At 70.4% G+C, this 21,745-nt stretch carries 23 protein-coding genes and 1 tRNA gene; 9 read left to right on the forward strand and 15 right to left on the reverse strand.

The window, feature by feature from the left end; all coding sequences use genetic code 11:
• Positions 1-69: 69 nt before the first annotated feature.
• The 7 genes from ACZ3KP_RS33405 to ACZ3KP_RS33435 all read right to left on the reverse strand — a co-directional run bounded on the left by ACZ3KP_RS33405 (position 70) and on the right by ACZ3KP_RS33435 (position 6,095).
• Positions 70-495, reverse strand: coding sequence for a PIN domain-containing protein (locus ACZ3KP_RS33405; RefSeq protein WP_039657652.1), 426 nt, complete (start codon positions 493-495; stop codon positions 70-72).
• On the reverse strand, positions 492-770 hold the full coding sequence (locus tag ACZ3KP_RS33410; protein WP_039657654.1) for a ribbon-helix-helix domain-containing protein: 279 nt from the start codon (positions 768-770) through the stop codon (positions 492-494). The genes ACZ3KP_RS33405 and ACZ3KP_RS33410 overlap by 4 nt, the downstream gene beginning before the upstream one ends.
• A 64-nt stretch (positions 771-834) precedes the next feature.
• On the reverse strand, positions 835-1,728 hold the full coding sequence (locus ACZ3KP_RS33415) for a phosphorothioated DNA-binding restriction endonuclease (RefSeq protein ID WP_467504082.1): 894 nt from the start codon (positions 1,726-1,728) through the stop codon (positions 835-837).
• 125 nt (positions 1,729-1,853) lie between these two features.
• Complete coding sequence (locus ACZ3KP_RS33420; RefSeq protein ID WP_467504083.1) at positions 1,854-3,902, reverse strand: ATP/GTP-binding protein; 2,049 nt, start codon at positions 3,900-3,902, stop codon at positions 1,854-1,856.
• 271 nt (positions 3,903-4,173) lie between these two features.
• Positions 4,174-4,247: transfer RNA gene (locus tag ACZ3KP_RS33425), tRNA-Pro, on the reverse strand.
• A gap of 74 nt (positions 4,248-4,321) precedes the next feature.
• Positions 4,322-5,089 (reverse strand): Pr6Pr family membrane protein, encoded by a 768-nt coding sequence (locus ACZ3KP_RS33430; protein ID WP_467504085.1) that lies wholly within the window; start codon positions 5,087-5,089, stop codon positions 4,322-4,324.
• 79 nt (positions 5,090-5,168) lie between these two features.
• Positions 5,169-6,095 carry a metallophosphoesterase gene (locus ACZ3KP_RS33435; protein ID WP_358978831.1) on the reverse strand — a complete coding sequence of 309 codons (927 nt, stop codon included), beginning with the start codon at positions 6,093-6,095 and terminating at the stop codon, positions 5,169-5,171.
• 94 nt (positions 6,096-6,189) lie between these two features.
• Here ACZ3KP_RS33435 and ACZ3KP_RS33440 point away from each other — a divergent pair, with 94 nt between their 5' ends.
• A complete protein-coding gene (locus ACZ3KP_RS33440; protein WP_360563017.1) occupies positions 6,190-6,657 on the forward strand; it encodes a GatB/YqeY domain-containing protein in 468 nt (155 codons plus the stop codon).
• A 75-nt stretch (positions 6,658-6,732) separates the two neighbouring features.
• Here ACZ3KP_RS33440 and ACZ3KP_RS33445 read toward each other — a convergent pair whose 3' ends face one another.
• Positions 6,733-9,042 carry a transglycosylase domain-containing protein gene (locus ACZ3KP_RS33445; RefSeq protein WP_467504087.1) on the reverse strand — a complete coding sequence of 770 codons (2,310 nt, stop codon included), beginning with the start codon at positions 9,040-9,042 and terminating at the stop codon, positions 6,733-6,735.
• 573 nt (positions 9,043-9,615) lie between these two features.
• On the opposite strand from ACZ3KP_RS33445, the gene wblA reads away from it, so the two are divergent.
• Complete coding sequence (gene wblA / locus ACZ3KP_RS33450) at positions 9,616-9,954, forward strand: transcriptional regulator WblA (protein ID WP_207921750.1); 339 nt, start codon at positions 9,616-9,618, stop codon at positions 9,952-9,954.
• On the opposite strand, the gene ACZ3KP_RS33455 is transcribed toward wblA, so the two are convergent.
• Together ACZ3KP_RS33455 and bagA are read right to left on the reverse strand one after the other, a co-directional pair.
• Complete coding sequence (locus tag ACZ3KP_RS33455) at positions 9,951-11,492, reverse strand: ArsA family ATPase (protein ID WP_467504089.1); 1,542 nt, start codon at positions 11,490-11,492, stop codon at positions 9,951-9,953. The genes wblA and ACZ3KP_RS33455 overlap by 4 nt on opposite strands.
• Positions 11,489-12,466, reverse strand: a complete 978-nt coding sequence (gene bagA / locus ACZ3KP_RS33460; protein WP_358978826.1) for an ATPase BagA — start codon at positions 12,464-12,466, stop codon at positions 11,489-11,491. Before bagA ends, ACZ3KP_RS33455 begins: the two co-directional genes overlap by 4 nt.
• 107 nt (positions 12,467-12,573) lie before the next feature.
• On the opposite strand from bagA, the gene ACZ3KP_RS33465 reads away from it, so the two are divergent.
• The 4 genes from ACZ3KP_RS33465 (at position 12,574) to ACZ3KP_RS33480 (ending at position 15,067) form a co-directional block, all read left to right on the forward strand.
• A complete protein-coding gene (locus ACZ3KP_RS33465; RefSeq protein WP_019992579.1) occupies positions 12,574-12,732 on the forward strand; it encodes a DUF4177 domain-containing protein in 159 nt (52 codons plus the stop codon).
• Positions 12,732-13,196, forward strand: coding sequence for a RidA family protein (locus ACZ3KP_RS33470; RefSeq protein WP_358978824.1), 465 nt, complete (start codon positions 12,732-12,734; stop codon positions 13,194-13,196). The genes ACZ3KP_RS33465 and ACZ3KP_RS33470 overlap by 1 nt, the downstream gene beginning before the upstream one ends.
• Positions 13,197-13,313: 117 nt before the next feature.
• Positions 13,314-14,240: an NUDIX hydrolase gene (locus ACZ3KP_RS33475; protein ID WP_467504092.1), complete on the forward strand. Its 927-nt coding sequence runs from the start codon at positions 13,314-13,316 to the stop codon at positions 14,238-14,240.
• A complete protein-coding gene (locus tag ACZ3KP_RS33480) occupies positions 14,237-15,067 on the forward strand; it encodes an MBL fold metallo-hydrolase (RefSeq protein ID WP_467504094.1) in 831 nt (276 codons plus the stop codon). The genes ACZ3KP_RS33475 and ACZ3KP_RS33480 overlap by 4 nt, the downstream gene beginning before the upstream one ends.
• 65 nt (positions 15,068-15,132) lie before the next feature.
• Here ACZ3KP_RS33480 and ACZ3KP_RS33485 read toward each other — a convergent pair whose 3' ends face one another.
• A complete protein-coding gene (locus ACZ3KP_RS33485; protein WP_467504096.1) occupies positions 15,133-15,966 on the reverse strand; it encodes a nucleotidyltransferase in 834 nt (277 codons plus the stop codon).
• A gap of 85 nt (positions 15,967-16,051) precedes the next feature.
• Positions 16,052-16,726, reverse strand: a complete 675-nt coding sequence (locus ACZ3KP_RS33490; protein ID WP_018547939.1) for a Crp/Fnr family transcriptional regulator — start codon at positions 16,724-16,726, stop codon at positions 16,052-16,054.
• 276 nt (positions 16,727-17,002) lie between these two features.
• Between ACZ3KP_RS33490 and nth the strand changes: the two genes are divergently transcribed.
• The 3 genes from nth (at position 17,003) to ACZ3KP_RS33505 (ending at position 19,962) form a co-directional block, all read left to right on the forward strand.
• Complete coding sequence (gene nth / locus ACZ3KP_RS33495; RefSeq protein ID WP_467504132.1) at positions 17,003-17,905, forward strand: endonuclease III; 903 nt, start codon at positions 17,003-17,005, stop codon at positions 17,903-17,905.
• A 136-nt stretch (positions 17,906-18,041) separates the two neighbouring features.
• The gene (locus ACZ3KP_RS33500) at positions 18,042-18,749 is read left to right on the forward strand and encodes an NUDIX hydrolase (protein WP_467504098.1); all 708 of its coding nucleotides are present in this window, start codon (positions 18,042-18,044) and stop codon (positions 18,747-18,749) included.
• A gap of 13 nt (positions 18,750-18,762) precedes the next feature.
• Complete coding sequence (locus ACZ3KP_RS33505; RefSeq protein ID WP_467504100.1) at positions 18,763-19,962, forward strand: MarP family serine protease; 1,200 nt, start codon at positions 18,763-18,765, stop codon at positions 19,960-19,962.
• A gap of 40 nt (positions 19,963-20,002) precedes the next feature.
• Here the strand turns inward: ACZ3KP_RS33505 and ACZ3KP_RS33510 are convergent, their stop codons facing one another.
• The 3 genes from ACZ3KP_RS33510 to ACZ3KP_RS33520 form a co-directional block, all read right to left on the reverse strand.
• Positions 20,003-20,182 (reverse strand): hypothetical protein, encoded by a 180-nt coding sequence (locus ACZ3KP_RS33510; protein ID WP_132889485.1) that lies wholly within the window; start codon positions 20,180-20,182, stop codon positions 20,003-20,005.
• Positions 20,183-20,309: 127 nt separating this feature from the next.
• Positions 20,310-21,230, reverse strand: a complete 921-nt coding sequence (locus ACZ3KP_RS33515; protein ID WP_467504102.1) for an alpha/beta fold hydrolase — start codon at positions 21,228-21,230, stop codon at positions 20,310-20,312.
• Positions 21,227-21,712: a phage holin family protein gene (locus ACZ3KP_RS33520; protein ID WP_387151778.1), complete on the reverse strand. Its 486-nt coding sequence runs from the start codon at positions 21,710-21,712 to the stop codon at positions 21,227-21,229. Before ACZ3KP_RS33520 ends, ACZ3KP_RS33515 begins: the two co-directional genes overlap by 4 nt.
• Between the last annotated feature and the right edge of the window lie 33 nt (positions 21,713-21,745).

Below are 21,745 nucleotides of genomic sequence, written 5' to 3' on the forward strand. Positions count from 1 at the left end.
GGAGACTGCCGATGTGGTCCGGACAAAGTATGCGATGGCTTCGCGGGCGCTGGAGAGGCGCGGGTCGGGTCACACCTTCTTGACGACGATCGTGTCCGGGACCAGCTTCTCCAGGTCGTCGACGTCCGAGGTGAAGACGGTGACCTGTCCCCTCTGCTGTCGCGCGATGACGGCGAGCACGGCATCGATCGCGTACTTGTGGCCGTGCAACTTGGCGTCGGCCAGAAGTCGACGCGCCTGGCGGGCCTCGTCCTTCCCGATGTCGACGACCTGGAGCCGGGACAGTACCCAGTCCCAGCGCTGCTCGGTCGTTCTGCCGTCGTACGCCTCGACCAGTGTCATCGGGGACGTCACCACTTCGGCCTCCCCGCGTGCCGCGAGGTCGAGCCAGGCGATCATCTTCCGGTCGCCGCGTACCGCAAGGGACAGGGCTTCACAGTCCAGTACGAAGACGCGGAGGGGTCGCTGTCCGTGCTCACCGGCTCGCTTCTTCACGCAGCCTCTCCGGCGTTGTGCTTTCCGGCGGTTCGACGCCGCTCGTGTTCGGCGTCGAGTTCGTCCAGCTCGACGAGCGCTGCCGCATGCTCGTCCTCGGTGATGGGGCCGTGCTCTTCCTGCAACCAGTCGACCAGTTCCAGGAGCCGGTCCCGGTCACGCTTGAAGCGCAGCGCCTCGGCGACATACGCCGACAGGCCCCGCTCTGCCGCGTCCGCGCGGATCTCGTCCAGGAGATCCTCGGGAATCGTCACGGTTACCTTCTTCGTTGCCATACAAGAGACCATACTCCCGGTATTGCACTCCTTACCAGCGGGTCACGTGATGGGCGCTCGGCAATCAGGCGGTCGGGGCGGGGCGTGGGCTGCCGTGGAAGACCTGGCTGGTGTGCCAGGAGCGGTGGACCGCCGCGACGGGTCGGGCACCCGGTTGAGGTCCGATGAGCGGGCGGCCGGCGAGCGCTATGACGTGCTCGCGGGCGGCGGGGCTGTGGCCGACGAAGCGCTGCGAGACCAGGATGCGGTGGCTGTCGCCGATGCCGAGGACGCCCTTGTCGAAGAGCTTGTGGTGCAGCGAGCACAGGCACAGGCCGTTGTCGATGTCATCAGGGCCGTCGAACGCCCACCATCGCACGTGCGCGGCCTCCAGTCCGACCGGCACCGTGCCGATTCTGCCGTCGTAGCCGCAGAAGGCGCACTGGTACTCGTATGCCGTCAGGACCTGCTCCCGCATCCGGGGATCCCGCCGCCTGCGCACGGCCGAGAACTGTTCGGTCTCCGTCGGCTCCAGCTCCAGGCCGACGGCTTCGCACAGGTCGCCGTGGAGCGAGGGCGGGAAGTTCAGGTCGAGCAGGACCCGTGCCATCCGGCCGAGCAGCGACGGCTCGCGCCGCAACGCCGCCCGTAGTTCCGGCGTCAGCCGCCCCGCAGCTCCGATCTCCCGCAGCTCCCGTACGCCACTGCCGGGGCTGCCCGGTCCGCGATCGGTGCGCACCTCCCACACGCCGTCGTTCACCAGATGGTGGAACGGGTAGGCGGGCGTCGTCTTGTTGGGCGGTCCGTATTCGGCCAACAGCCGTCTGAGGTCGTCCTCCACCGCGCTGTACCGCAGTTCACCGTCGGCGTCCTGCTGGAAACGCCCGAGCGCGTACAGGAACAGCAGCGGCTTGTGCGGAGCGCGGGTCCCGCTTCTGCTCCACTGCCTCAGCTTCGCGGTGCGCTCCAGCCAGTCCATGACCGGCGATCGTAGTGGCGTTGGGGTGCGGTGGTATCGAAGGGGCTTGGGGAGTGGGGCGACTCCCAGATGGCGCCCAGACGCCGTGGGGCCACTGGCTTCGTGCCGACGTTGCCTGTTGCGGCCTAACGAGTCGTGCCGAGGCGACTGCGACGGGTCTCAACCAGGTGCCGCCATCGTTCGCGCGTCTGTCGTTCTCCGTCGATCCACCGAGCTCGCGCGGTGTGCTCGGGGAACGGAAGGCCGGCCATGAAGTGTGCGATCTCGACGTAGTAGGCGTAATCGCCGCTCCGCGTGAGTTCGCGCAGGCGGGTGATCGCGTCGACGAGGTCGTCCTGGGCGTCGAGAACGGCGTGGTGGAAGCACAGGGCCAGTTGCAGTTTCGCCGCGGCGTAGGAAATGCCGGAGACGCCGATTTCGGCGAGCAGGACGGCCGCCCGGTCGGGCACGTCTGCGGCGAACCCGGCGTCGCGCACGAGTGCGGCGATGCGAGCGGTCATCTCGCTGGAGCGCAGGCTGAGGCGGGACAGCAGCCGGTCCGCCAGGTCGAGTTCGTCATCCGCCCGAAGCGGGTCGGCGAAGGAGACAGCGAACGCGAGATGCGCTTGGACCATGGCAGTCTCGCCGACCACACCGTGTTCTTCGGCTTCGCTCCGGGCCGCCAGGTAGGCGGCTTCAGCCCGCTCCATGTCCCCCTGCACCCACCACACGTCTCCCAGCACCCGATGATGCCGCCCCTCCCAGCCCAGCCTCCCTGCGGCCTCCACCGCTGTCGGGAAATCTCCGGACAGTCGGCTCAGGTGTGCCAGGCCGCGTCGAGCGGCGGAAGCGAGCCGGCCGTCGGTGGTGGCGACGCGCTGCATTCCGCGACGCGAATCGTCGGTCAGTCCGAGGTCTCGCTGGGCTTTCGCCAGGTAATACGTGGCCAGTTCGGCCAGATCATCGGGGAGCAGCCCCGACGCCAGGACAGCCGAGAGCCGACTGACCGTACGCTCACGGTGCTCGTGCTGGCGGCGGGCGATGGCGCTGAGCGTCTCCACCAAGGCATCCGCTGTACTCTGCACGTCGCCTGACGACGTGTCATCGGCGGCCGGGAGTGCCAGCGGTTCCCAGACGGAGTCCCCTACGTAGTGGAATGCGGCATCGGCGAGCCAGCCGAGATCGAGACGGAAGTCCCGTGCGAGGAGCAGCCCTTGTTGGAGGCAGCCGACCAGGACGGTGCGGTCGCGTCGTCGGTCCTGGCGCCACTGTGATTCCAAGGCGCGGAAGGCGCGCTGGGCCGCGCGCTGCCAGTCCTGCTCCGACCAGCGGTCGTCACTGCCGTCGTCCGCGTTGCGAATAGCGGCGCGGATCAAGTCGTGGACATGGAAGGGCCACACACCGGAGGGGGACTCCCGTATGAAGGGGCGCTCGGTCAGCCGTAGGGCGGGCGCGTCGTGGTCCATGCCGGCGGCCTGGGTGGCCAGGGGCACGGAGAACGCGTCGAGCAGGCTGACCGAGCGGAGCACGTGGCGTTCCTCGGCGGTCAGGTCGCTGAGGGCACGGGCGATCAGGGCGGGGAAGTCGTGGTCGAAGTCGGTGACCTGTGGCTGCCTGCCACTGCGCCGAAGTTCCAGGTAGCGCATGACCGACAGGTCCAGGTACAGGGGTAGCCCGTGGGAGCGCTCGGCGATGATCCGGCGGACCGGTTCGTCGATCAGCGGCTGCCCGTCGCGGCTGAGCCTACGGGCCAGATAGTCCTCGCAGTCTTCGGAGGAGAAGTCGCCGATCAGGATCTGGCGGCCGGATATGCCTGACCCGCTATTTGTTGCGTCGGAGACGAGGCTGGGCCAAGCGTTCGGCCCGGTCCAGTCGAGTTGCCCTTCCAGGTTCGTTTCCGCCCACTGGAGGCGGTTGCGTCCGGTGACGACGAAGAACGCGTTGGGCATCAGCCACACGATGCGTTGGAGCAGGCGCTCGAAGTCGCGGTGGGTGCGGTCGCCGGTGTCCTCGAAGGTGTCCAGCAGGACCACGGGTAGCGCGCTCTTGTCGGCCGGGAGCTGGGCCAGGTCCCAGGCGAGCAGGTGCGGGTAGAAGCTGAGGGCGTCCAGGTCGGGCTCGGCTTCCAGGAGGTCGGCGAGACGGGAGCAGCCGGCGAGGGCGCGTACGGATTGGTGGTAGGCGATGCCCCCCAAGGAGATCCACCCGCTGTGAGCGGGAGGGCTTGGCGATGTTCGCCCCCTGCCGCGACAGCCGGGACGCAGTCTGCCTGGTCTTCCTGGGATGAGACCTACCAAGTAGGCCACCCGTGCTGATCTTCTGCGCTTCTGGGGCTCTACTCGGCTGCCTACCTCAGGGAGCCAGTTATCAAGCTCGGCTCCCAGATGGCTCCCAAGCGATCTCCAGGAACCACTCAGGGGCCCGACCCGCTAAGCGGATCAGGCCCCTGCCCTGGTGTTTCGGCTGTCGGGGTGGCGGGATTTGAACCCACGACCTCTTCGTCCCGAACGAAGCGCGCTGCCAAGCTGCGCTACACCCCGGTGTCGCTGCTGTGGTGCTTGTCGCGGCGACGTCGTTTACTTTAGCCCACTGCTGGCCGGAGACGAAATCCGGTTTAGGGGCGGCGGCCGACGGGGTTCGGGCGGATGTGGTCCAGGGTGACCAGGAGCACTGCCAGGGCGTAGCAGGAGAGGCCCAGGAGGAGGGCGTTGGCGAGGGTGCTGCGGTAGCCGTGCTGCTCGGCGTCCAGGAACGGGTAGAGGTAGCGGCCCTGGGTGCCGGGGAGGAGCAGGCCGGCCCGGATGAGGGTGTACGTCAGGTAGGCCAGGGGGTAGAGCATCCACCCCGCCGTCTGGCGGAGGTGGAGGCGGCCGGGCGGCGTGAGGACGAGCCAGTCCACGAGGGCCGCCACCGGGGCCGCCGTATAGAGGAGCTGCAGGGCCAGCCACTGGCCGTGCCAGGCCACCGGGGGATGCACCGCGCCCGTCATCGAGAACGGCGGCGTCGTGTGGCCCAGGAGCAGGTGGTAGACCAGGGACGAGATCAGCGCGTAGAGGAGGGCCGCCCCCGTCAGGGACGAGGGCAGCGGACGGGCCGCCTGCCACGCGCGGCGGCCCGAGGAGAGGCTGACCAGGGCCAGGAGCAGCGCCGCCTGGACGCCGAAGTAGCTCAGGATCCGGTCCGGGCTGCCCAGCAGCAGCTCCAGGGCCACGCCCGCCAACGCCAGCACGGCGGTCAGCAGGCGGAACACCGCGGTCACGGGGCGGGGAAGGGGCGCCACCACCGCCGTCGCCGGAACGTGCGCGGGCATCAGTACGGGGGTGCTCGGGACCGCGGGCAGGTCCGGGATGTCCCTGGGGATCGGGGGTATCGGGGCCGTCATGCCCTCAACGGTGGAGGAGAGGGCTCAGCCGGGCATTCTGGTGTACTCCAGGCGGGTTAGCCGGTCCGACGGCCCTGCATCACTCCCGCCCCACCAGCGTCAGCAGTGTCGCCTCCGGGGGGCACGCGAAGCGCACCGGCGTGTAGCGGTTCGTGCCGCAGCCCGCCGAGACGTGCAGATAGGAGGTGCGGCCCTCCGCGGTGTGCCGCGACAGCCCCTTCACCCGGTCCGTGTCCAGGTCGCAGTTGGTGACCAGCGCGCCGTAGAAGGGGACGCAGAGCTGGCCGCCGTGGGTGTGGCCGGCCAGCACCAGGGGGTAGTTGTCCGCCGTGAACGCGTCGAGGACGCGGAGGTACGGGGCGTGTACGACGCCCATCGAGAAGTCCGCCGTACCGGACGGGCCGCCCGCCACCTGGACGTAGCGGTCGCGCTTGATGTGCGGGTCGTCCAGGCCGGTCAGCTCGACCGAGACCCCCTCGACCTTCAGGACGCCCCGGGTGTTCGTCAGGTTCAGCCAGCCCGCGCCGTCGAAGGCGTCCCGCAGGTCCTCCCACGGGTTGTGGATCACCCCGACGGCCGGCGGGTTGCCGTTCAGGCCGTGCCTGCCGCTCGCCTTCTCCAGCAGGTAGCGGGCGGGGTTGCGGGGGCGCGGGCCGTAGTAGTCGTTGGAGCCGAAGACGTACGCGCCCGGGAACTCCATCAGGGGGCCGAGCGCGTCCAGCACCTCCGGGACGCCCTCCGGGTCGGACAGGTTGTCGCCCGTGTTGATCACGAAGTCCGGGCGCAGGCCCGCCAGCGACTGCAACCAGCGCTGCTTCTTGCGCTGGCCGCTCACCATGTGGATGTCGGAGACCTGGAGCACCCGCAGCGGGCGTACCCCCGGCGGGAGGACCGGGACCGTGACCCGGCGCAGCCGGAACGAACGGACCTCGAAGCCGGCCGCGTACAACACACCTGCGGCGCCGAACGCCGCGATTCCCAGGGGTACTCCGTATCGAGCGCGCATATGACCATCGTGTCAGACGGAACCAGGCCCCCGAGACCGGCCGGTACCGAAATGGGCGGGCGTTCCGCGTGCGGCACCTGCGACAATCACATCCATGACCACCACGCTCAAGTCGAAGCTGCACGACGACCTCAACGCCGCGATCAAGGGGCGCGACGAGCTCCGCTCGGCCACCCTCCGGATGACGCTCTCCGCGATCACCAACGAGGAGGTCGCCGGCAAGCAGAAGCGCGAGCTCTCCGACGACGAGGTGCTCAAGGTGATCGCCAAGGAGGCGAAGAAGCGCCGGGAGGCGGCCGAGGCCTTCGCGCAGGGTGGTCGTGCCGAGAGCGCCGAGCGGGAGAAGGCGGAGGGCGCGGTCCTCGCCGAGTACCTGCCGAAGCAGCTCAGCGACGAGGAGCTGGACGGGATCGTCGCCGAGGCCGTCGAGGAGGCGAAGGCGGCGGGTGCCGAGGGGCCGCGGGCCATGGGCGCCGTGATGAAGATCGTGAACCCGAAGGTGGCCGGTCTGGCCGAGGGCGGCCGCGTCGCCGCCTCGGTGAAGAAGCACCTCCAGGGCTGACCCCTGGCCCCGGCCCCCCGGGGAGTTCCCCGCGGTACGGCGTCGCGGACGCGACGCCGTACCGCGGGAGAGCGGTCAGCCTCGGCGGCCGCCGTTGCCGTTCCCGTTTCCGCCGTTCCCGTTGCCCTGGAAGAAGCCGTCGGGGAAGGAGAAGGTCGGGTTCGGGGTGGTGCCGCCGTTCGTGCCGCCGTTCGTGGTGCCACCGTCGGTCGTGCCGCCGTCCGTCAGGCCGCCGATGAGGCCGCCGATCAGACCACCGGTGTCACCGTTGGTGCCGTCCCCGGTGCCGGTGTTGTCGCCTTTTCCCTTATCACCCTCGTCCGGGATGTCCACGAGGTTGAAGGACTCGTCCGCCTTGCCCTCCAGGGCGCCCGTCATGGCGTCCTTCCAGATCGGCCCCGGGGTGTCGGCGCCGAAGACCTCGGGGTGGTAGACGCCGCCGATGGTGATGTTGGTCATCTCGACGTTCTGCTTGGCGCTGCCGACCCACACCGCGCCCGCGAGGTTCGGCGTGTAGCCGACGAACCAGGCGTTCTTGCGGGAGTCCGTCGTACCCGTCTTGCCCGCGCTCTCGCGGTCGTCGAGGCCGGCCTGCTGACCGGTACCCGAGTCGACCACACCGCGCAGCAGGGTGTTGATGGTGTCGGCGGTCTTCTCGCTCATCGCGCGCGAGCAGGTCGACTTGGGCACGGCCAGCGACTTCTGCTCGTTGCCGACCTTCTGGGTGATCGACTCGATGGCGACCGGCGTGCAGTACATGCCGCGGTCCGCGAAGGTGGCGTACGCGCTCGCCATGGTCAGCGGCGACAGGCCGATCGCGCCGAGGGCGATGGACGGGGTCTCGGGGAGCTTCGAGCCGTCGCCCTGGTGGACGTGGAGCGCGTCGGTCATCTTGACCACCGGGCACAGGCCGATGTCGGAGATCAGCTGGACGAAGTAGGTGTTGATGGACTTCGCCATCGCCTTCTTCATCTGGTACGGCCCGACCTCGGACTCGTTCTCGTTCTCGACCTGCTCGCCGTCCGTGTTGACCCACTGCTTGCCGTTGCACTGCTGCACGGGGCTCGGATAGTTCATCTTGTACGGCGACGAGTACTCCTGCGTCGCCGGCTTGCCGCCCTCGATGGCGGCCGCCGCCACGAACGGCTTGAACGTCGAACCCGTCGGGAAGCCGTAGTTGGAGCCGCCGTAGTCCCGGTCGACCGAGAAGTTGTACTCGGTCTCGTTCTTGTTGTAGCCGTACGGCTTCGACTGGCCCATCGCCAGGATCTTGCCGCTGCCGGGCTCCACGAGGGTGGCGGCGGCGGCCACCGAGTCGGACTTGTAGACGTGGTCCTTGATCGAGGCCTGCACCGAGTCCTGTGCCTGCGGGTCCAGGGTGGTGCGGATGGTCAGACCGCCCTGGTTCCAGAGCTTGGCGCGCGCCTCGCGGGTCTTGCCGAAGGTCGGATCGGTGAGGAAGACGTTCTCGACGTACTTGCAGAAGAACCCGGCGCCCTTGGAGGCGGTGATGCAGCCGTTCTTGGGCTGGGTGACGTGCAGGCCGAGCGGCGCCTCCTTGGCCTTGTCGGCCTCCGCCTGGGAGATGTCGCCGAGCTGGGCCATGCGCTCCAGGACGACGTTGCGCCGCTTGGTGGCCTCGGCCTCGTCGTTGACCGGGTCGTAGCGGCTCGGCGACTGGACGATGCCCGCCAGCAGGGCCGACTGCTCCAGGGACAGGTCCTTGGCGTGCCTGGAGAAGTAGCGCTGGGAGGCGGCCTCGACGCCGTACGCCTGCTCGCCGAAGAAGGTGATGTTCAGGTAGTTCTCGAGGATCTTCTTCTTGCCGAGCTTCTCCTCGAGCTGGATCGCGTACTTCAGCTCCTTGACCTTGCGGCCGAGGGTCTGCTGGGTGGCCTCGGCGACCTTGGTCGGGTCGTCGCCGGCCTCCTCGATGAAGTAGTTCTTCACCAGCTGCTGGGTGAGCGTGGACGCGCCCTGGGCGACCCCGCCGCTCTGCGCGTTCTTGTTCAGCGCGCGCAGCACGCCCTTCAGGTCGATGGCGCCGTGCTGGTAGTAGCGCGAGTCCTCGATCGCGACGATCGCCTTCTGCATGTAGGGCGAGATGTCCTTGAGGTCCACCACCGTGCGGTCACGGGAGTAGACCTGGGCGATCTGGTTGCCCTTGCTGTCCAGGATCCTGGTCCGCTGGCTCAGCTGAGGGCTCTTCAGGTTGGCCGGGATGTCGTCGAAGCCCTGGACCGAACCCTTGGCCGCCAGGCCCAGGGCCCCGGCCGCGGGCAGTGCGATGCCCGCCATCACGGCTCCCGCGAGCACACTGACACCGAGGAACTTGGCGGCCTGCTGCGTGGTCGACAGACCACCGCCCGAGCGCTTCTTTGGCATGGGGGCAGCCTAATCCGTAGCGATGTGCGTTCCGGGTGAGCGGGCGGCTCTCGGGATGTTCGAGTGCCGGATCGTGACATACGGGACCACGTCCCCCGCGTGGGGCGTGGCTCGGGGTGCGACGTGGGGCATGGCTCGGCGCACGGCACGGCGGCATGGGCGGTCGACCTTGCCATTCGCCGGACACGCGGGCAGGCCTTGGCCTAAGCTGCTCTCAACTGTCACAGCTGCGCGGCCACGTATCAATACGTCCGGCGACCCCGAATCGTTCCGGAACCAGCCCACTTTTTTTCGGGTGATGTGTTGATGGCGTGTCCGAATCCGCCTCGTGTGTCACCCGGCGTCCGTTGTGGCGCACCAGGGCTGTCCCGCTATGCCGGGATGATCACGCATGTCGTCAGCTCACTCCCGCGGGTGATCTGCCGCTTACCCATAGTCCGTTCGGGCCATTCAAGATTGGGCCCGAAGGGGGTGTTGCGCTGTGCCCGCCTTCCGTAACGTCCTCAACTGGCGGCGGTGAATATGCCGCTGCCGCCGTGGGGGAGCCTCGATTCGGGAGAGGACGGCGCCGGTATGGGCTGGGTAACCGACTGGAGTGCGCAGGCCGCCTGCCGCACTACCGATCCGGATGAACTGTTCGTTCAGGGAGCAGCGCAGAACAGGGCCAAGGCGGTGTGCACCGGATGTCCGGTACGCACCGAGTGCCTGGCGGACGCGTTGGACAACCGCGTCGAGTTCGGCGTGTGGGGAGGCATGACGGAGCGGGAGCGCCGCGCACTGCTGCGCAGGCGACCCACCGTGACCTCCTGGCGCAGGCTCCTGGAGACAGCACGTTCGGAGTACGAGCGGGGGACCGGGATCGTCCCCCTCGACAGCGACGAGGTGTACGAGAACTACATGGCCGTGAGCTAGACCGGACGGGTCCCCGGCAGCTCCGCCCGGCCGGCCGCGAGCCGGTCGCCGATGTCCCGCAGTCCCGCGAGGTCGTGCACGTCGCCGGGCAGCGCGGCCACTTCCACCACGGCCACCTCGGGGTGTCGCGCGGTGAAGCGGTCACGCGTGCGCTGCTCGCGGGAGAGCAGCTGCATGCGCTCGGCGTGCAGCCTCAGCAGGCCTGCGGTGAGCTGGTCGACGGTGCGGTCCGGGCTTTCTGGCGAGTCCGGGTATGCCGAGTCCGGGTATGCCGAGTCCGGGCTTTCTGACGAGGGGGATTCGTCAGTCAGCTCCACAGCCCTGTCCTCGGGCCCTGACGAGGGGGATTCGTCGGGCCGGGACTCGGACGGCGCGGGCGCGGGTGGTTCAGAACTGCCGTACGTGTCGGGAGAGTTACGAAGTCCAGCTTTCCCGCCCCCCTGATCCACAATGCGGGGGTCTTCAAGATTTTCCGCGGCGGCGAGCGCACGTTCGGCGGACAGCCGGTCGGCGCCGCTGCCGTGCACGCGGTTGAGGACCAGACCGACCAGCGGCATGTCCTCCGCGGCCAGCCGCTCCACGAAGTACGCGGCCTCGCGCAGCGCGTCCCGCTCCGGCGCCGCCACCACCAGGAACGCCGTACCGGGCGCCTGGAGCAGCTTGTACGTCGCGTCCGCGCGCGTACGGAACCCGCCGAACGTCGTGTCCATCGCGGCGACGAACGTCTGCACGTCCTTCAGCAACTGGCCGCCCAGCAGCTTGCCGAGCGTGCCGGTCATCATCGACATGCCGACGTTCAGGAAGGCCATGCCCGCGCGGCCGCCCAGCTTGGCCGGTGCGGTCAGCAACCGGATCAGCCGTCCGTCCAGGAAGGAACCGAGGCGTTTCGGCGCGTCGAGGAAGTCCAGCGCCGAACGGGACGGCGGGGTGTCGACGACGATCAGGTCCCACTCGTCCCGGGCCCGCAGCTGGCCCAGCTTCTCCATCGCCATGTACTCCTGCGTGCCCGCGAAGCCCGCCGACAGGGACTGGTAGAAGGGGTTGGCCAGGATGGCGGCCGCCCGCTCGGCGTCCGCGTGCGCCTCCACGACCTCGTCGAAGGTGCGCTTCATGTCGAGCATCATGGCGTGCAGTTCGCCACCGGAGCGCCGCCCGGCACCGCCGTCGGCCGCACCGCCGTCGCCGTCCGTCACGGGGCCGTCCGCCACGGGGCCGCGGTCCTCGGTGCCCTTCACCCGCCGCGGCACGTTGTCCAGCGAGTCGATGCCCATGGACTGCGCCAGCCGCTTGGCCGGGTCGATGGTCAGCACGACCACCTTGCGACCCCGCTCGGCCGCCCGCAGCCCCAGCGCCGCCGCGGTGGTCGTCTTGCCGACGCCGCCCGAGCCGCAGCACACCACGATCCGGGTCGTCGGGTCGTCGAGCAGCGCGTCGACGTCCAGCACGGGCGCGTGGGCCAGCCTGCGCGTGCCGTCCTGGGCCGGCTCCTGCGCCGCATCCCGTGCCGGCTCCTGGGCCGGGTCCGGATCCGGAGTCATGACATCCCCTGTTCCCGCAGCTCGGTGGCGAGTTCGTACAGGCCCGCCAGGTCCATCCCCTCGGCAAGCAGTGGCAGCTCGTGCCGGGGCAGCTCCAGCTCGGCCAGCACCGCGCGCTGCTCGTGCTCCAGCGCGTACCGCTCGGCGTACTCGGCGGCCTGCGCCAGCAGCGGGCCCACCAGCTGCTCGGCCTTGCCACCGCGCCGCGCCCCGCCGAGTCCGGCGGCCGACAGTGCCTGCGCCACGGCGGTGCGCGGCACGCTCCGCACGAGTTCCAGGTCGGTTCCGTCCAACACCTCGGGCCGGACCATGTTCACGATGACCCGGCCCACCGGCAGCCGCGCGGAGCGCAGTTCGGTGATGCCGTCGGCGGTCTCCTGGACCGGCATCTCCTCAAGGAGTGTGACCAGGTGCACAGCCGTCTCCTTGGACTTCAGCACCCGCATCACGGCCTGCGCCTGATTGTGTATCGGGCCGATCTTGGCGAGCCCGGCCACCTCGTCGTTCACGTTCAGGAAGCGGGTGATGCGGCCGGTCGGGGGCGCGTCCATCACCACGTAGTCGTAGACGAACCGTCCCGCCTTGTCCTTGCGGCGCACCGCCTCGCACGCCTTGCCGGTGAGCAGGACGTCCCGCAGACCGGGCGCGACGGTGGTGGCGAAGTCGATCGCGCCCAGCTTCTTCAGGGCGCGACCCGCCCCGCCGAGCTTGTAGAACATCTGGAGGTATTCCAGAAGGGCCAGTTCGGGATCGATGGCCAGCGCGTAGACCTCACCGCCTCCCGGCGCGACGGCGATCTTCCGCTCCTCATAAGGCAACGCCTCCGTCTCGAAGAGCTGGGCGATGCCCTGCCGGCCCTCGACCTCCACGAGAAGCGTCCGCTTCCCCTCGGTCGCGAGGGCCAGCGCGAGTGCGGCGGCGACCGTCGTCTTGCCGGTCCCGCCCTTGCCGCTGACGACCTGGAGCCTGCTCACGTCTTCGAGCCTAACCAGTCGGCCGGACACTCACGCGGGAGGCTGTGGATAACGCTGCTCACGGTCGTACGTCTGCCCCGTGCGCGCCAGCGGATAAAGTCGGCCGCATGACCAAATGGGAATACGCAACCGTGCCGCTGCTTGTCCACGCCACGAAGCAGATTCTGGACACCTGGGGCGAGGACGGCTGGGAGCTCGTCCAGGTCGTGCCCGGGCCCAACAACCCCGAGCAGCTGGTGGCCTACCTGAAGCGGGAGAAGCCGTGATGAGCGCCGTCGAGGCCAGGCTGGCCGAACTCGGTCTCTCGTTGCCGGCGGTCGTCCCGCCGCTCGCCGCCTACCAGCCGGCCGTGCAGTCGGGTGCCTACGTCTACACCTCCGGCCAGCTGCCGATGGTCGACGGCAAGCTCCCGGTCACCGGCAAGGTCGGCGCCGAGGTCACCGCGGACGAGGCCAAGGAGCTGGCCCGCACCTGCGCGCTGAACGCCCTGGCCGCCGTCAAGTCCGTCGTCGGTGACCTGGACCGGATCGCGCGCGTCGTGAAGGTCGTCGGCTTCGTCGCCTCCGCCGCCGACTTCACCGGGCAGCCGGGCGTGATCAACGGCGCCAGCGAACTGCTCGGCGAGGTGCTCGGCGACAAGGGCGTGCACGCGCGCAGCGCGGTGGGCGTCGCGGTGCTGCCGCTGGACGCGCCGGTCGAGGTCGAGGTCCAGGTCGAACTCGTGCCGTGAGCGGTGAGTGGTGAGCTGTGAGCCGTGGGCGGTGAGCCGTGGGCGCGCGGTAAGCCGTAACGGGAACGCCACAGGCCACCTCTCGAACATTCGCGCACCACGGGATAGCCTCCGGTAATGGCCGATGGACAGTGGTATCCCCCGGAGTGGCCGGCTCGCATCCGCGCCCACACGGAGGGCACCCTCGTGCCGGTCCCGCCGAAGCGCGCGGCGACCGTGCTGCTCCTGAAGGACACCCCGGACGGCCCTGTCGTCCACATGCTGCGCAGACGCGCCTCCATGGCTTTCGCCGGAGGCGCGTACGCGTATCCGGGCGGCGGTGTCGACCCGCGCGACGACGACCGCCAGGTCCGCTGGGCGGGGCCCACGCGCGCGTGGTGGGCCGAGCGGCTCGGGACCGACGAGGCGAGCGCCCAGGCGATCGTCTGCGCGGCCGTACGGGAGACCTACGAGGAGGCGGGCGTCCTGCTCGCGGGCCCGACCGGCGACCAGGTGGTCGGGGACACCACGGGGGACGACTGGGAGGCCGACCGCGCCGCCCTGGTCGCCCGTGAGCTGTCCTTCGCCGAATTCCTGGACCGGCGGGGCCTGGTCCTGCGGTCCGACCTGCTGGGCGCATGGGCCCGCTGGATCACCCCGGAGTTCGAGGCCCGCCGCTACGACACCTGGTTCTTCGTCGCCGCCCTTCCCTCGGGCCAGCGCACCCGCAACGCCTCCACGGAGGCCGACCGCACCGTCTGGATCAGCCCCGCGCGGGCCGCCGCCGGATACGACCGGGGTGAACTGCTGATGATGCCGCCCACCATCGCGACGCTGCGCCGGCTCACCCCGTACGCCACCGCCGCGCAGGCGCTCGCGGCGGCGCCCGCGCGGGACATGACCCCGGTACTGGCCCGCGCCCGCCTGGAGGACGGTGTGATCGTCCTGACCTGGCCGGGCCACGACGAGTTCACCAAGCACATAGCGACCGCCCCCACGGGGGGACCCGGCGCGGGTTCCATCGCCGGACCCACCGCCGGACCCCTCGCCGGAGGCCCCGCATGACGAACGCAGCGGCCCTGCCCGGCCAGCCCCGCGACACGGTCCGTTCGGGGCCGGCCACCGCACGGTCCGTCAACGTGCTGGCGCCCAACGCCTCCGCGATGACCCTGGACGGCACCAACACCTGGATCGTCGCCGAGCCCGACTCCGACCTGGCCGTGGTGATCGACCCCGGCCCCCTGGACGACGTCCACCTGCGCGCGGTCGTCGACACGGCGGAGAAGGCCGGCAAGCGCGTCGCGCTCACCCTGCTCACCCACGGCCACCCGGACCACGCCGAGGGCGCCGGACGCTTCGCGGAACTGACCGGCACGCGTGTGCGTGCCCTCGACCCGGCGCTGCGCCTCGGCGACGAGGGCCTCGCCGCGGGCGACGTGATCACCACCGGCGGACTGGAGCTCCGGGTCGTACCCACCCCCGGTCACACCGCCGACTCCCTGAGCTTCCACCTCCCGGCCGACCGCGCCATCCTGACCGGCGACACCATCCTCGGCCGCGGTACGACGGTCGTGGCACACCCCGACGGCCGCCTCGGCGACTACCTGGACTCGCTGCGACGGCTGCGCTCGCTGACGGTCGACGACGGCGTGCACACGGTCCTGCCGGGCCACGGCCCGGTCCTGGAGGACGCCCAGGGAGCCGTCGAGTTCTACCTGGCCCACCGCGCCCACCGGCTCGCCCAGGTGGAGACGGCCGTCGAGAACGGCCACCGGCAGCCGGCCGCGGTCGTCGCCCACGTCTACGCCGACGTGGACCGCTCCCTGTGGCCGGCGGCGGAACTGTCGGTACGGGCCCAGATGGACTATCTGAGCGAGCACGGACTGATCTAGCCGACGGCTGCGGCCGGGTCGACGGCCGCAGCCGTCCGGGAATCCAGGCTCCGGCGGTTCGGCGGTCAGTCCCAGCCGGGCGGCCGCGGTGTCTTCACGCCGTGCACGCGCGCGTACTCGTCGGCGAGCCAGGGGCCGAGGTCGTCGACGTAGGACCGCAGGACGGCCGGGTCGCCGACCGGCTCGTACCCGGACCACGCCGCCCGGCGCAGCTGTTCGGCGCGGTCCGGGTAGTAGCCGGCGAACGCCTCGGCCATCTCGCGCAGATCGCTGGTCCAGCCGTTCCAGCGGGGCATGACGAGGGTGAAGCCGGTGCGGACCAGATGCCGTGACATGAAGCGCACCAGGGGCCGCAGGGCCTGTTCGGTGCCGTCGGCGGCCGCGATCCGCTCCCGCCAGCGCGGCAGGAACCGGGCCAGGTCGCCGTTGGTCTCGCGGGCGAGCAGGGAGTCGGGGCGGTAGCGGGGCAGGAACTCGGCGAGGTCCTCCCCGAGCAGCGGGGTGCACTGGCAGGCCACGAACCAGCCGATGTCGTACCGCTCCAGTTCGCTGAGCACCCGCGCGCGTGAGAAGAGCAGGGTGCCGACCCCGTCGATCTCGGGGAAATCCTCGTCCAGGGCCTCGCCCAGGGCGCGGGCCGCGTCCCGGTCGGCGTCGGTCGGCTCCGCGTGCAGGACGGCCACCAGGTCCAGGTCGCTGCGGCCCACGCGCGCGGTGCCCCGCGGGATTGAGCCGTAGAGGTACGCGCTGTGCAGGTGCGCCCCGAAGGCGGTCAGCAAGCGGTCACGGGCCGCGGCGACGACGGGACGGAAGACGTGCGGCACGCGCGCGTGCGAGCCCTCACGATCGATGAAGCCCAGGGAGTCGAGTCCGCGGCCGGGGGCAGCCGGTTCAGCCATGAGGAAACTGTGCCTGGTCCGGTCATGACTCAGGGTTCCGCCTCAGGGAGGCGGAACCCTGAGTCATAGGGGTCGTGTGCGGGTGTCAGCGCGAGCGCTTGGCCAGCCGCTCGACGTCCAGCAGGATCACGGCCCGCGCCTCCAGACGCAGCCAGCCGCGCTGGGCGAAGTCGGCCAGGGCCTTGTTCACCGTCTCGCGGGACGCGCCGACCAGCTGGGCCAGCTCCTCCTGCGTGAGGTCGTGGACGACGTGGATGCCCTCCTCGGACTGCACGCCGAAGCGGCGGGAGAGGTCGAGCAGGGCGCGCGCGACCCGGCCGGGCACGTCGGAGAAAACCAGGTCGGACATGGCGTCGTTGGTCTTGCGCAGACGGCGGGCGACTGCGCGCAGCAGGGCGGTGGCCACCTCGGGGCGCGCGTTCAGCCAGGGCTGGAGGTCGCCGTGGCCGAGGCCGAGCAGCTTGACCTCGGTCAGCGCGGTGGCGGTCGCCGTCCGCGGGCCCGGGTCGAACAGCGACAGCTCGCCGATCAGCTCGCCGGGGCCGACGACGGCGAGCATGTTCTCGCGGCCGTCGGGGGAGGTGCGGTGGAGCTTGACCTTGCCCTCGGTGACCACGTACAGCCGGTCGCCCGGGTCGCCCTCGTGGAACAGGGAGTCGCCACGCGCGAGGGTCACCTCACTCATGGAGGCACGCAGCTCCGCGGACTGCTCGTCATCGAGCGCCGCGAAGAGCGGGTTGCGCCGCAGAACGTCGTCCACGAGTTCTCTCCTTGTCGACCTGCTCAGGGGATCTTGCTCCCCCTTGGTACCAGGGGACCGTGTTCCCCATTTTGCCGGACGGTCCAAACAGTGTGATCTGTCACAAGGATGCCGTACAGGTGTGCCGAGGTAAGCGGCAGGGGTCCAATCGGGGGCTGATCTTCCGGGTCCGGGGCGGATGTCGGTGCCGGGCTTTAGGCTGGCCGGGTGTCCAAATCGCCGGTGAGAGCACAGGCCAAGGGGGCTGGGCGGGTGGTTGTACGTCGCGATTCCGCCGTGGGCGAACAAGGGTCCGATGCTGTCCCGGGTGAATCGAAAAAAACGACGAAAGCAGTAAAAGCCGTGAAGAAGGCCGCGCCGAAGAAGGCCCAGCCGGAGAAGGCCGTGCCGGAGAAGGCCGAGTCGCGCACGGCGCTGGTCCGCCGGGCCCGCCGGATCAACCGCGAGCTCGCCGAGGTGTATCCCTACGCCCACCCCGAGCTGGACTTCGAGAACCCCTTCCAGCTCCTGGTAGCCACGGTGCTCTCCGCCCAGACCACCGACCTCAGGGTCAACCAGACCACCCCGGCGCTCTTCGCCAAGTACCCCACCCCCGAGGACCTGGCCGCCGCCAATCCGGAGGAGGTCGAGGAGATCCTGCGGCCGTGCGGGTTCTTCCGGGCCAAGACGAAGTCCGTGATAGGGCTCTCCAAGGGGCTCGTGGAGCAGTTCGGCGGTGAGGTCCCGGGCCGGCTCGAAGACCTGGTCAAGCTCCCGGGCGTCGGCCGCAAGACCGCCTTCGTCGTGCTCGGCAACGCGTTCGGGCGCCCCGGCATCACCGTGGACACGCACTTCCAGCGCCTGGTCCGCCGCTGGCGGTGGACCGCGGAGACCGACCCCGACAAGATCGAGGCGGCCGTCGGCGCGCTCTTCCCCAAGACCGACTGGACCGACCTCTCGCACCACGTGATCTGGCACGGCCGCCGCATCTGCCACGCCCGCAAGCCCGCCTGCGGCGCCTGCCCCATCGCCCCGCTCTGTCCGGCCTACGGAGAAGGGGAGACCGACCCGGAGAAGGCGAAGAAGCTGCTCAAGTACGAGAAGGGCGGCTTCCCCGGCCAGCGTCTGAAGCCCCCGCAGGCATATCTGGACGCGGGCGGCAGGCCGGCCCCGCCGCTGGGCGCCGTACCGGAGGCATGACCGGGCGGTTCAGGGACAGGACCCAGGGGTTTTCTGCGGGTCGGCGGACGGAACGATCGAGGAGTCTCGGGGCGTTGGAACGGGCAGGCCGCAAGCGGTGGGCAGGCCGGGGGAGCCACGCAGGACGGGGGACGGCATGACACACAGCAGCAGGGCAGGCGCCGACGGGTCGCGTGCGGGCGTGGCGCTGCGCACGGAGGGCCTGCCGGACTGGCTGGAGCCGGTGGTGCGGGCCGCCGAGACGGTCCAGCCGCTGCAGCTGAGCCGCTTCCTGCCCCCGGAGAACGGCGCCGGACGGCAGTCGGCCGTGCTGATCCTGTTCGGACACGGCGCGGCCGGTCCCGAGCTGCTGCTGATGGAGCGGGCCGGTTCGCTGCGCTCGCACGCCGGACAGCCCTCGTTCCCCGGCGGCGCCCTCGACCCCGAGGACGGCGACCCGAAGGCCGACGGGCCGCTGCGGGCCGCTCTCCGCGAGGCCGAGGAGGAGACCGGGCTGGATCCGGCCGGCGTCCAGCTGTTCGGGGTGCTGCCGCGGCTCTACATCCCGGTGAGCCACTTCGTGGTCACGCCCGTGCTGGGCTGGTGGCGCGAGCCGAGCCCGGTGGGCGTGGTCGATCCGAACGAGACGGCGCGGGTCTTCACGGTCCCCGTGGCGGATCTCACGAATCCGGCCAACCGGGCCACCGCCGTACATCCCCGCGGGCACCGAGGTCCGGCATTTCTGGTCGAATCCACCCTGGTGTGGGGGTTCACGGCCGGAGTGATCGACCGCTTGCTGCACTACGCCGGATGGGAGCGCTCCTGGGACCGCGAGAAGCTGGTCCCGCTCGACTGGCGGTCATGACAGGGTGATCCCCGTGAATGTGCTGGACATCCTGTTGCTGGTCGCCGCCGTGTGGTTCGCGATCGTCGGCTACCGCCAGGGATTCGTCGTCGGCATCCTGTCGGTGATCGGCTTCCTGGGGGGCGGACTCGTCGCCGTCTACGCCCTGCCGGTCATCTGGGACGCGGTGACCGACAACGCCGAGGTGAGCACCACCGCCGCGGTGGTCGCGGTGGTCGTCGTCATCGTCTGCGCCTCCGTCGGCCAGGCCCTGACCACCCACCTGGGCAACAAGCTGCGCCGGTACATCACCTGGTCCCCGGCCCGTGCCCTGGACGCCACCGGCGGCGCGCTCGTCAACGTGGTGGCGATGCTGCTGGTCGCCTGGTTGATCGGTTCCGCCCTCGCGGGCACCACCCTGCCGACGCTCGGCAAGGAGGTCCGCAGCTCCAAGGTGCTCCTCGGAGTGTCCAGGGCGCTGCCCAACCAGGCCGACACCTGGTTCGCGGACTTCTCCAAGGTCCTCGCGCAGAACGGCTTCCCGCAGGTCTTCAGCCCCTTCGCCAACGAGCCGATCACCGACGTCCCGCCGCCCGACCCCGCCCTCGCGAACAGCGCGGTGGCCACCAGCGCCCAGCGGTCCATCGTGAAGGTGACGGGCACCGCGCAGAGCTGCGGCAAGATCCTGGAGGGCACCGGCTTCGTCTTCGCCGACCGCCGCGTGATGACCAACGCGCACGTGGTCGGCGGCGTCGACGAGCCCACCGTCCAGATCGGCGGCGAGGGCCGCAGGTACGACGCCAGGGTCGTCCTGTACGACTGGCAGCGCGACATCGCGGTGCTGGACGTGCCGGACCTGCCCGCGAAGGCGCTGAAGTTCTCCGCCAAGGACGCGCGTACCAGCGACAGCGCGATCGTCGCCGGGTTCCCGGAGAACGGGTCGTACGACGTCCGCGCCGCCCGGGTACGCGGCCGCATCACCGCCAACGGCCCGGACATCTACCACCGCGGCACCGTACGCCGCGACGTCTACTCGCTGTACGCGACCGTCCGCCAGGGCAACTCCGGCGGCCCGCTGCTCACGCCCGAGGGGCGGGTGTACGGGGTCGTCTTCGCGAAGTCCCTGGACGACGCCGAGACCGGGTACGCGCTGACGGCCGACGAGATCCGGCCGGACATCGCCCGGGGCCGTACCGCGAACCAGCAGGTGGGCACCGACAGCTGCGCCCTCTAGAACCCCTGGGGGGGCAGAACCCCTGGGGGCCCGGGAGGGGTCAGCCGCGGGTGTGGCGCAGACGTACCGAGACCCAGCGCGCCCGGCGGCGCAGAATATGCGGAATCCCTACCCTGAGGTCCGTCCCCGGCAGCTGCGGGACAGCTCCCCGGTAGGGGTTCGGACCGCCTGCCGTACGGCGGTTTCGGGGTGCGTCACTGTAGTCGTGCGTCCAGCCCATACCCCGACGTCTGCCCCCGCCCCAAGGTCGATAACCTCGCGGGCGCGCCCCAATCGGCCTATGCGCCGGGCATGTGGCCGTTCGTAGAACAGGTGTGCAGGTCCGGATACCGGGCGCATCGGCGCGGTCACCGATCGGGTTCGGGGTCTTTCAGCCAGTTGATCAACTCGGTCGAGAAGGCCGCCGGGTCCTCCTCGTGCGGGAAGTGCCCCAGGCCGTCGAACAGCCGCCAGCGGTACGGCGCTTCGACGTACTCGCCGGAGCCGGCCGCACTGCGCGTGCGGGTCACCGGGTCCAGGGAACCGTGCAGATGCAGCGTCGGCACCCGCACCGGGCGCTTCATCCGGCGATTGAACTGGATGCCGTCGGGGCGGGCCAGCGACCGCACCAGCCAGCGGTAGGGCTCGATCGAGCAGTGCGCGGTGGACGGGATGCACATCGCCCGCTGATACGTCTCCACCGTCTTGTCCTCGGGCAGCCGCGGCCCGGACCAGTCCCGGATCAGCCGGCCGACCAGCGCACCGTCGTCGGCGGTGAGCTGCCGCTCGGGGATCCAGGGACGCTGGAAACCCCAGATGTAGGAGGCGGCGGCCGACTGCCGGCGGTCCCGCAGCATCGCCGAACGCCAGCGCCGCGGGTGCGGCATGGACACGACCGCGAGCCGTCGTACCAGCTTGGGGCGCATCGCCGCCGCCGTCCACGCCAGGTAGCCGCCCAGGTCGTGACCGACCAGCGCGGCATCCGGCTCACCCAGGGAGCGGATCACGCCGGTGATGTCGAGGGCGAGGTTGGCCGGGTCGTAGCCGCGGGGGGTGCGGTCGCTGCCGCCGACGCCCCTGAGGTCCATGGCGACGGCCCGGAAACCCGCGTCGGCGAGAGCGGTCATCTGGTGCCGCCAGGCCCACCAGAACTGGGGGAACCCGTGCACCAGCATGACCAGCGGGCCGTCGCCGAGCTCGGCGATGTGGAAGCGGGCGCCGTTCGCGGCGACGTCCCGGTGCGTCCAGGGGCCCTCCAGCCGCACGGCCGAGGGAGCGGGATCCGTCATGACGACGAGCGTCCCACAGCCTCGATGGCCGGCACGTCGTCCCGGGGAAGTTCCGGACGCGGATGCGGCTTGGCGTTCTGCAGGACGCCGGCCGTCTCCTTCATCGACGCGGCCACCTTCTGCGGGCCCTGGCTCCTCTTGGCCTTCTTCGCGAACACCACACCGATCAGCGCGAGGACGACGGCCACCAGCACGTTCGCCGCGAAGGAGAGCAGGAAGCAGACCGCGAGATTCCAGTGGCTCCAGGTCCGGATGCCGTACGCCAGCGCGAAGTTGAGCATCGGCAGGGAGAACAGCAGCAGCACACCGGCCGCGGAGAACGCGCCGCCGCTCGTGGCGCCCTTCTTCACGTCCTGCTTCAGCTGTGCCTTGGCCAGCGCGATCTCGTCGTGCACCAGCGCCGACATCTCGGCCGTGGCCGAGGCGAACAACTGGCCGATGCTGCGTTCGGCACCGACCGGGCTGCCGTCGGGTGCGCTCATCGCGGTCTCCCTCTGCGTACGTGTCATCGTCTT

Source organism: Streptomyces sp. NPDC020958 (genome assembly GCF_055562175.1).

What these genes read in the sequence shown, in the direction of transcription:
- ACZ3KP_RS33410 (WP_039657654.1), bottom strand. Translation starts at nt 770, where the DNA reads ATGGCAACGAAGAAGGTAACCGTGACGATTCCCGAGGATCTCCTGGAC.
- ACZ3KP_RS33415 (WP_467504082.1), bottom strand. Translation starts at nt 1,728, where the DNA reads ATGGACTGGCTGGAGCGCACCGCGAAGCTGAGGCAGTGGAGCAGAAGC.
- ACZ3KP_RS33430 (WP_467504085.1), bottom strand. Translation starts at nt 5,089, where the DNA reads ATGACGGCCCCGATACCCCCGATCCCCAGGGACATCCCGGACCTGCCC.
- ACZ3KP_RS33435 (WP_358978831.1), bottom strand. Translation starts at nt 6,095, where the DNA reads ATGCGCGCTCGATACGGAGTACCCCTGGGAATCGCGGCGTTCGGCGCC.
- ACZ3KP_RS33440 (WP_360563017.1), top strand. Translation starts at nt 6,190, where the DNA reads ATGACCACCACGCTCAAGTCGAAGCTGCACGACGACCTCAACGCCGCG.
- ACZ3KP_RS33445 (WP_467504087.1), bottom strand. Translation starts at nt 9,042, where the DNA reads ATGCCAAAGAAGCGCTCGGGCGGTGGTCTGTCGACCACGCAGCAGGCC.
- wblA (WP_207921750.1), top strand. Translation starts at nt 9,616, where the DNA reads ATGGGCTGGGTAACCGACTGGAGTGCGCAGGCCGCCTGCCGCACTACC.
- ACZ3KP_RS33455 (WP_467504089.1), bottom strand. Translation starts at nt 11,492, where the DNA reads ATGACTCCGGATCCGGACCCGGCCCAGGAGCCGGCACGGGATGCGGCG.
- ACZ3KP_RS33465 (WP_019992579.1), top strand. Translation starts at nt 12,574, where the DNA reads ATGACCAAATGGGAATACGCAACCGTGCCGCTGCTTGTCCACGCCACG.
- ACZ3KP_RS33470 (WP_358978824.1), top strand. Translation starts at nt 12,732, where the DNA reads ATGAGCGCCGTCGAGGCCAGGCTGGCCGAACTCGGTCTCTCGTTGCCG.
- ACZ3KP_RS33475 (WP_467504092.1), top strand. Translation starts at nt 13,314, where the DNA reads ATGGCCGATGGACAGTGGTATCCCCCGGAGTGGCCGGCTCGCATCCGC.
- ACZ3KP_RS33480 (WP_467504094.1), top strand. Translation starts at nt 14,237, where the DNA reads ATGACGAACGCAGCGGCCCTGCCCGGCCAGCCCCGCGACACGGTCCGT.
- ACZ3KP_RS33485 (WP_467504096.1), bottom strand. Translation starts at nt 15,966, where the DNA reads ATGGCTGAACCGGCTGCCCCCGGCCGCGGACTCGACTCCCTGGGCTTC.
- ACZ3KP_RS33500 (WP_467504098.1), top strand. Translation starts at nt 18,042, where the DNA reads ATGACACACAGCAGCAGGGCAGGCGCCGACGGGTCGCGTGCGGGCGTG.
- ACZ3KP_RS33510 (WP_132889485.1), bottom strand. Translation starts at nt 20,182, where the DNA reads ATGGGCTGGACGCACGACTACAGTGACGCACCCCGAAACCGCCGTACG.
- ACZ3KP_RS33515 (WP_467504102.1), bottom strand. Translation starts at nt 21,230, where the DNA reads ATGACGGATCCCGCTCCCTCGGCCGTGCGGCTGGAGGGCCCCTGGACG.
- ACZ3KP_RS33520 (WP_387151778.1), bottom strand. Translation starts at nt 21,712, where the DNA reads ATGAGCGCACCCGACGGCAGCCCGGTCGGTGCCGAACGCAGCATCGGC.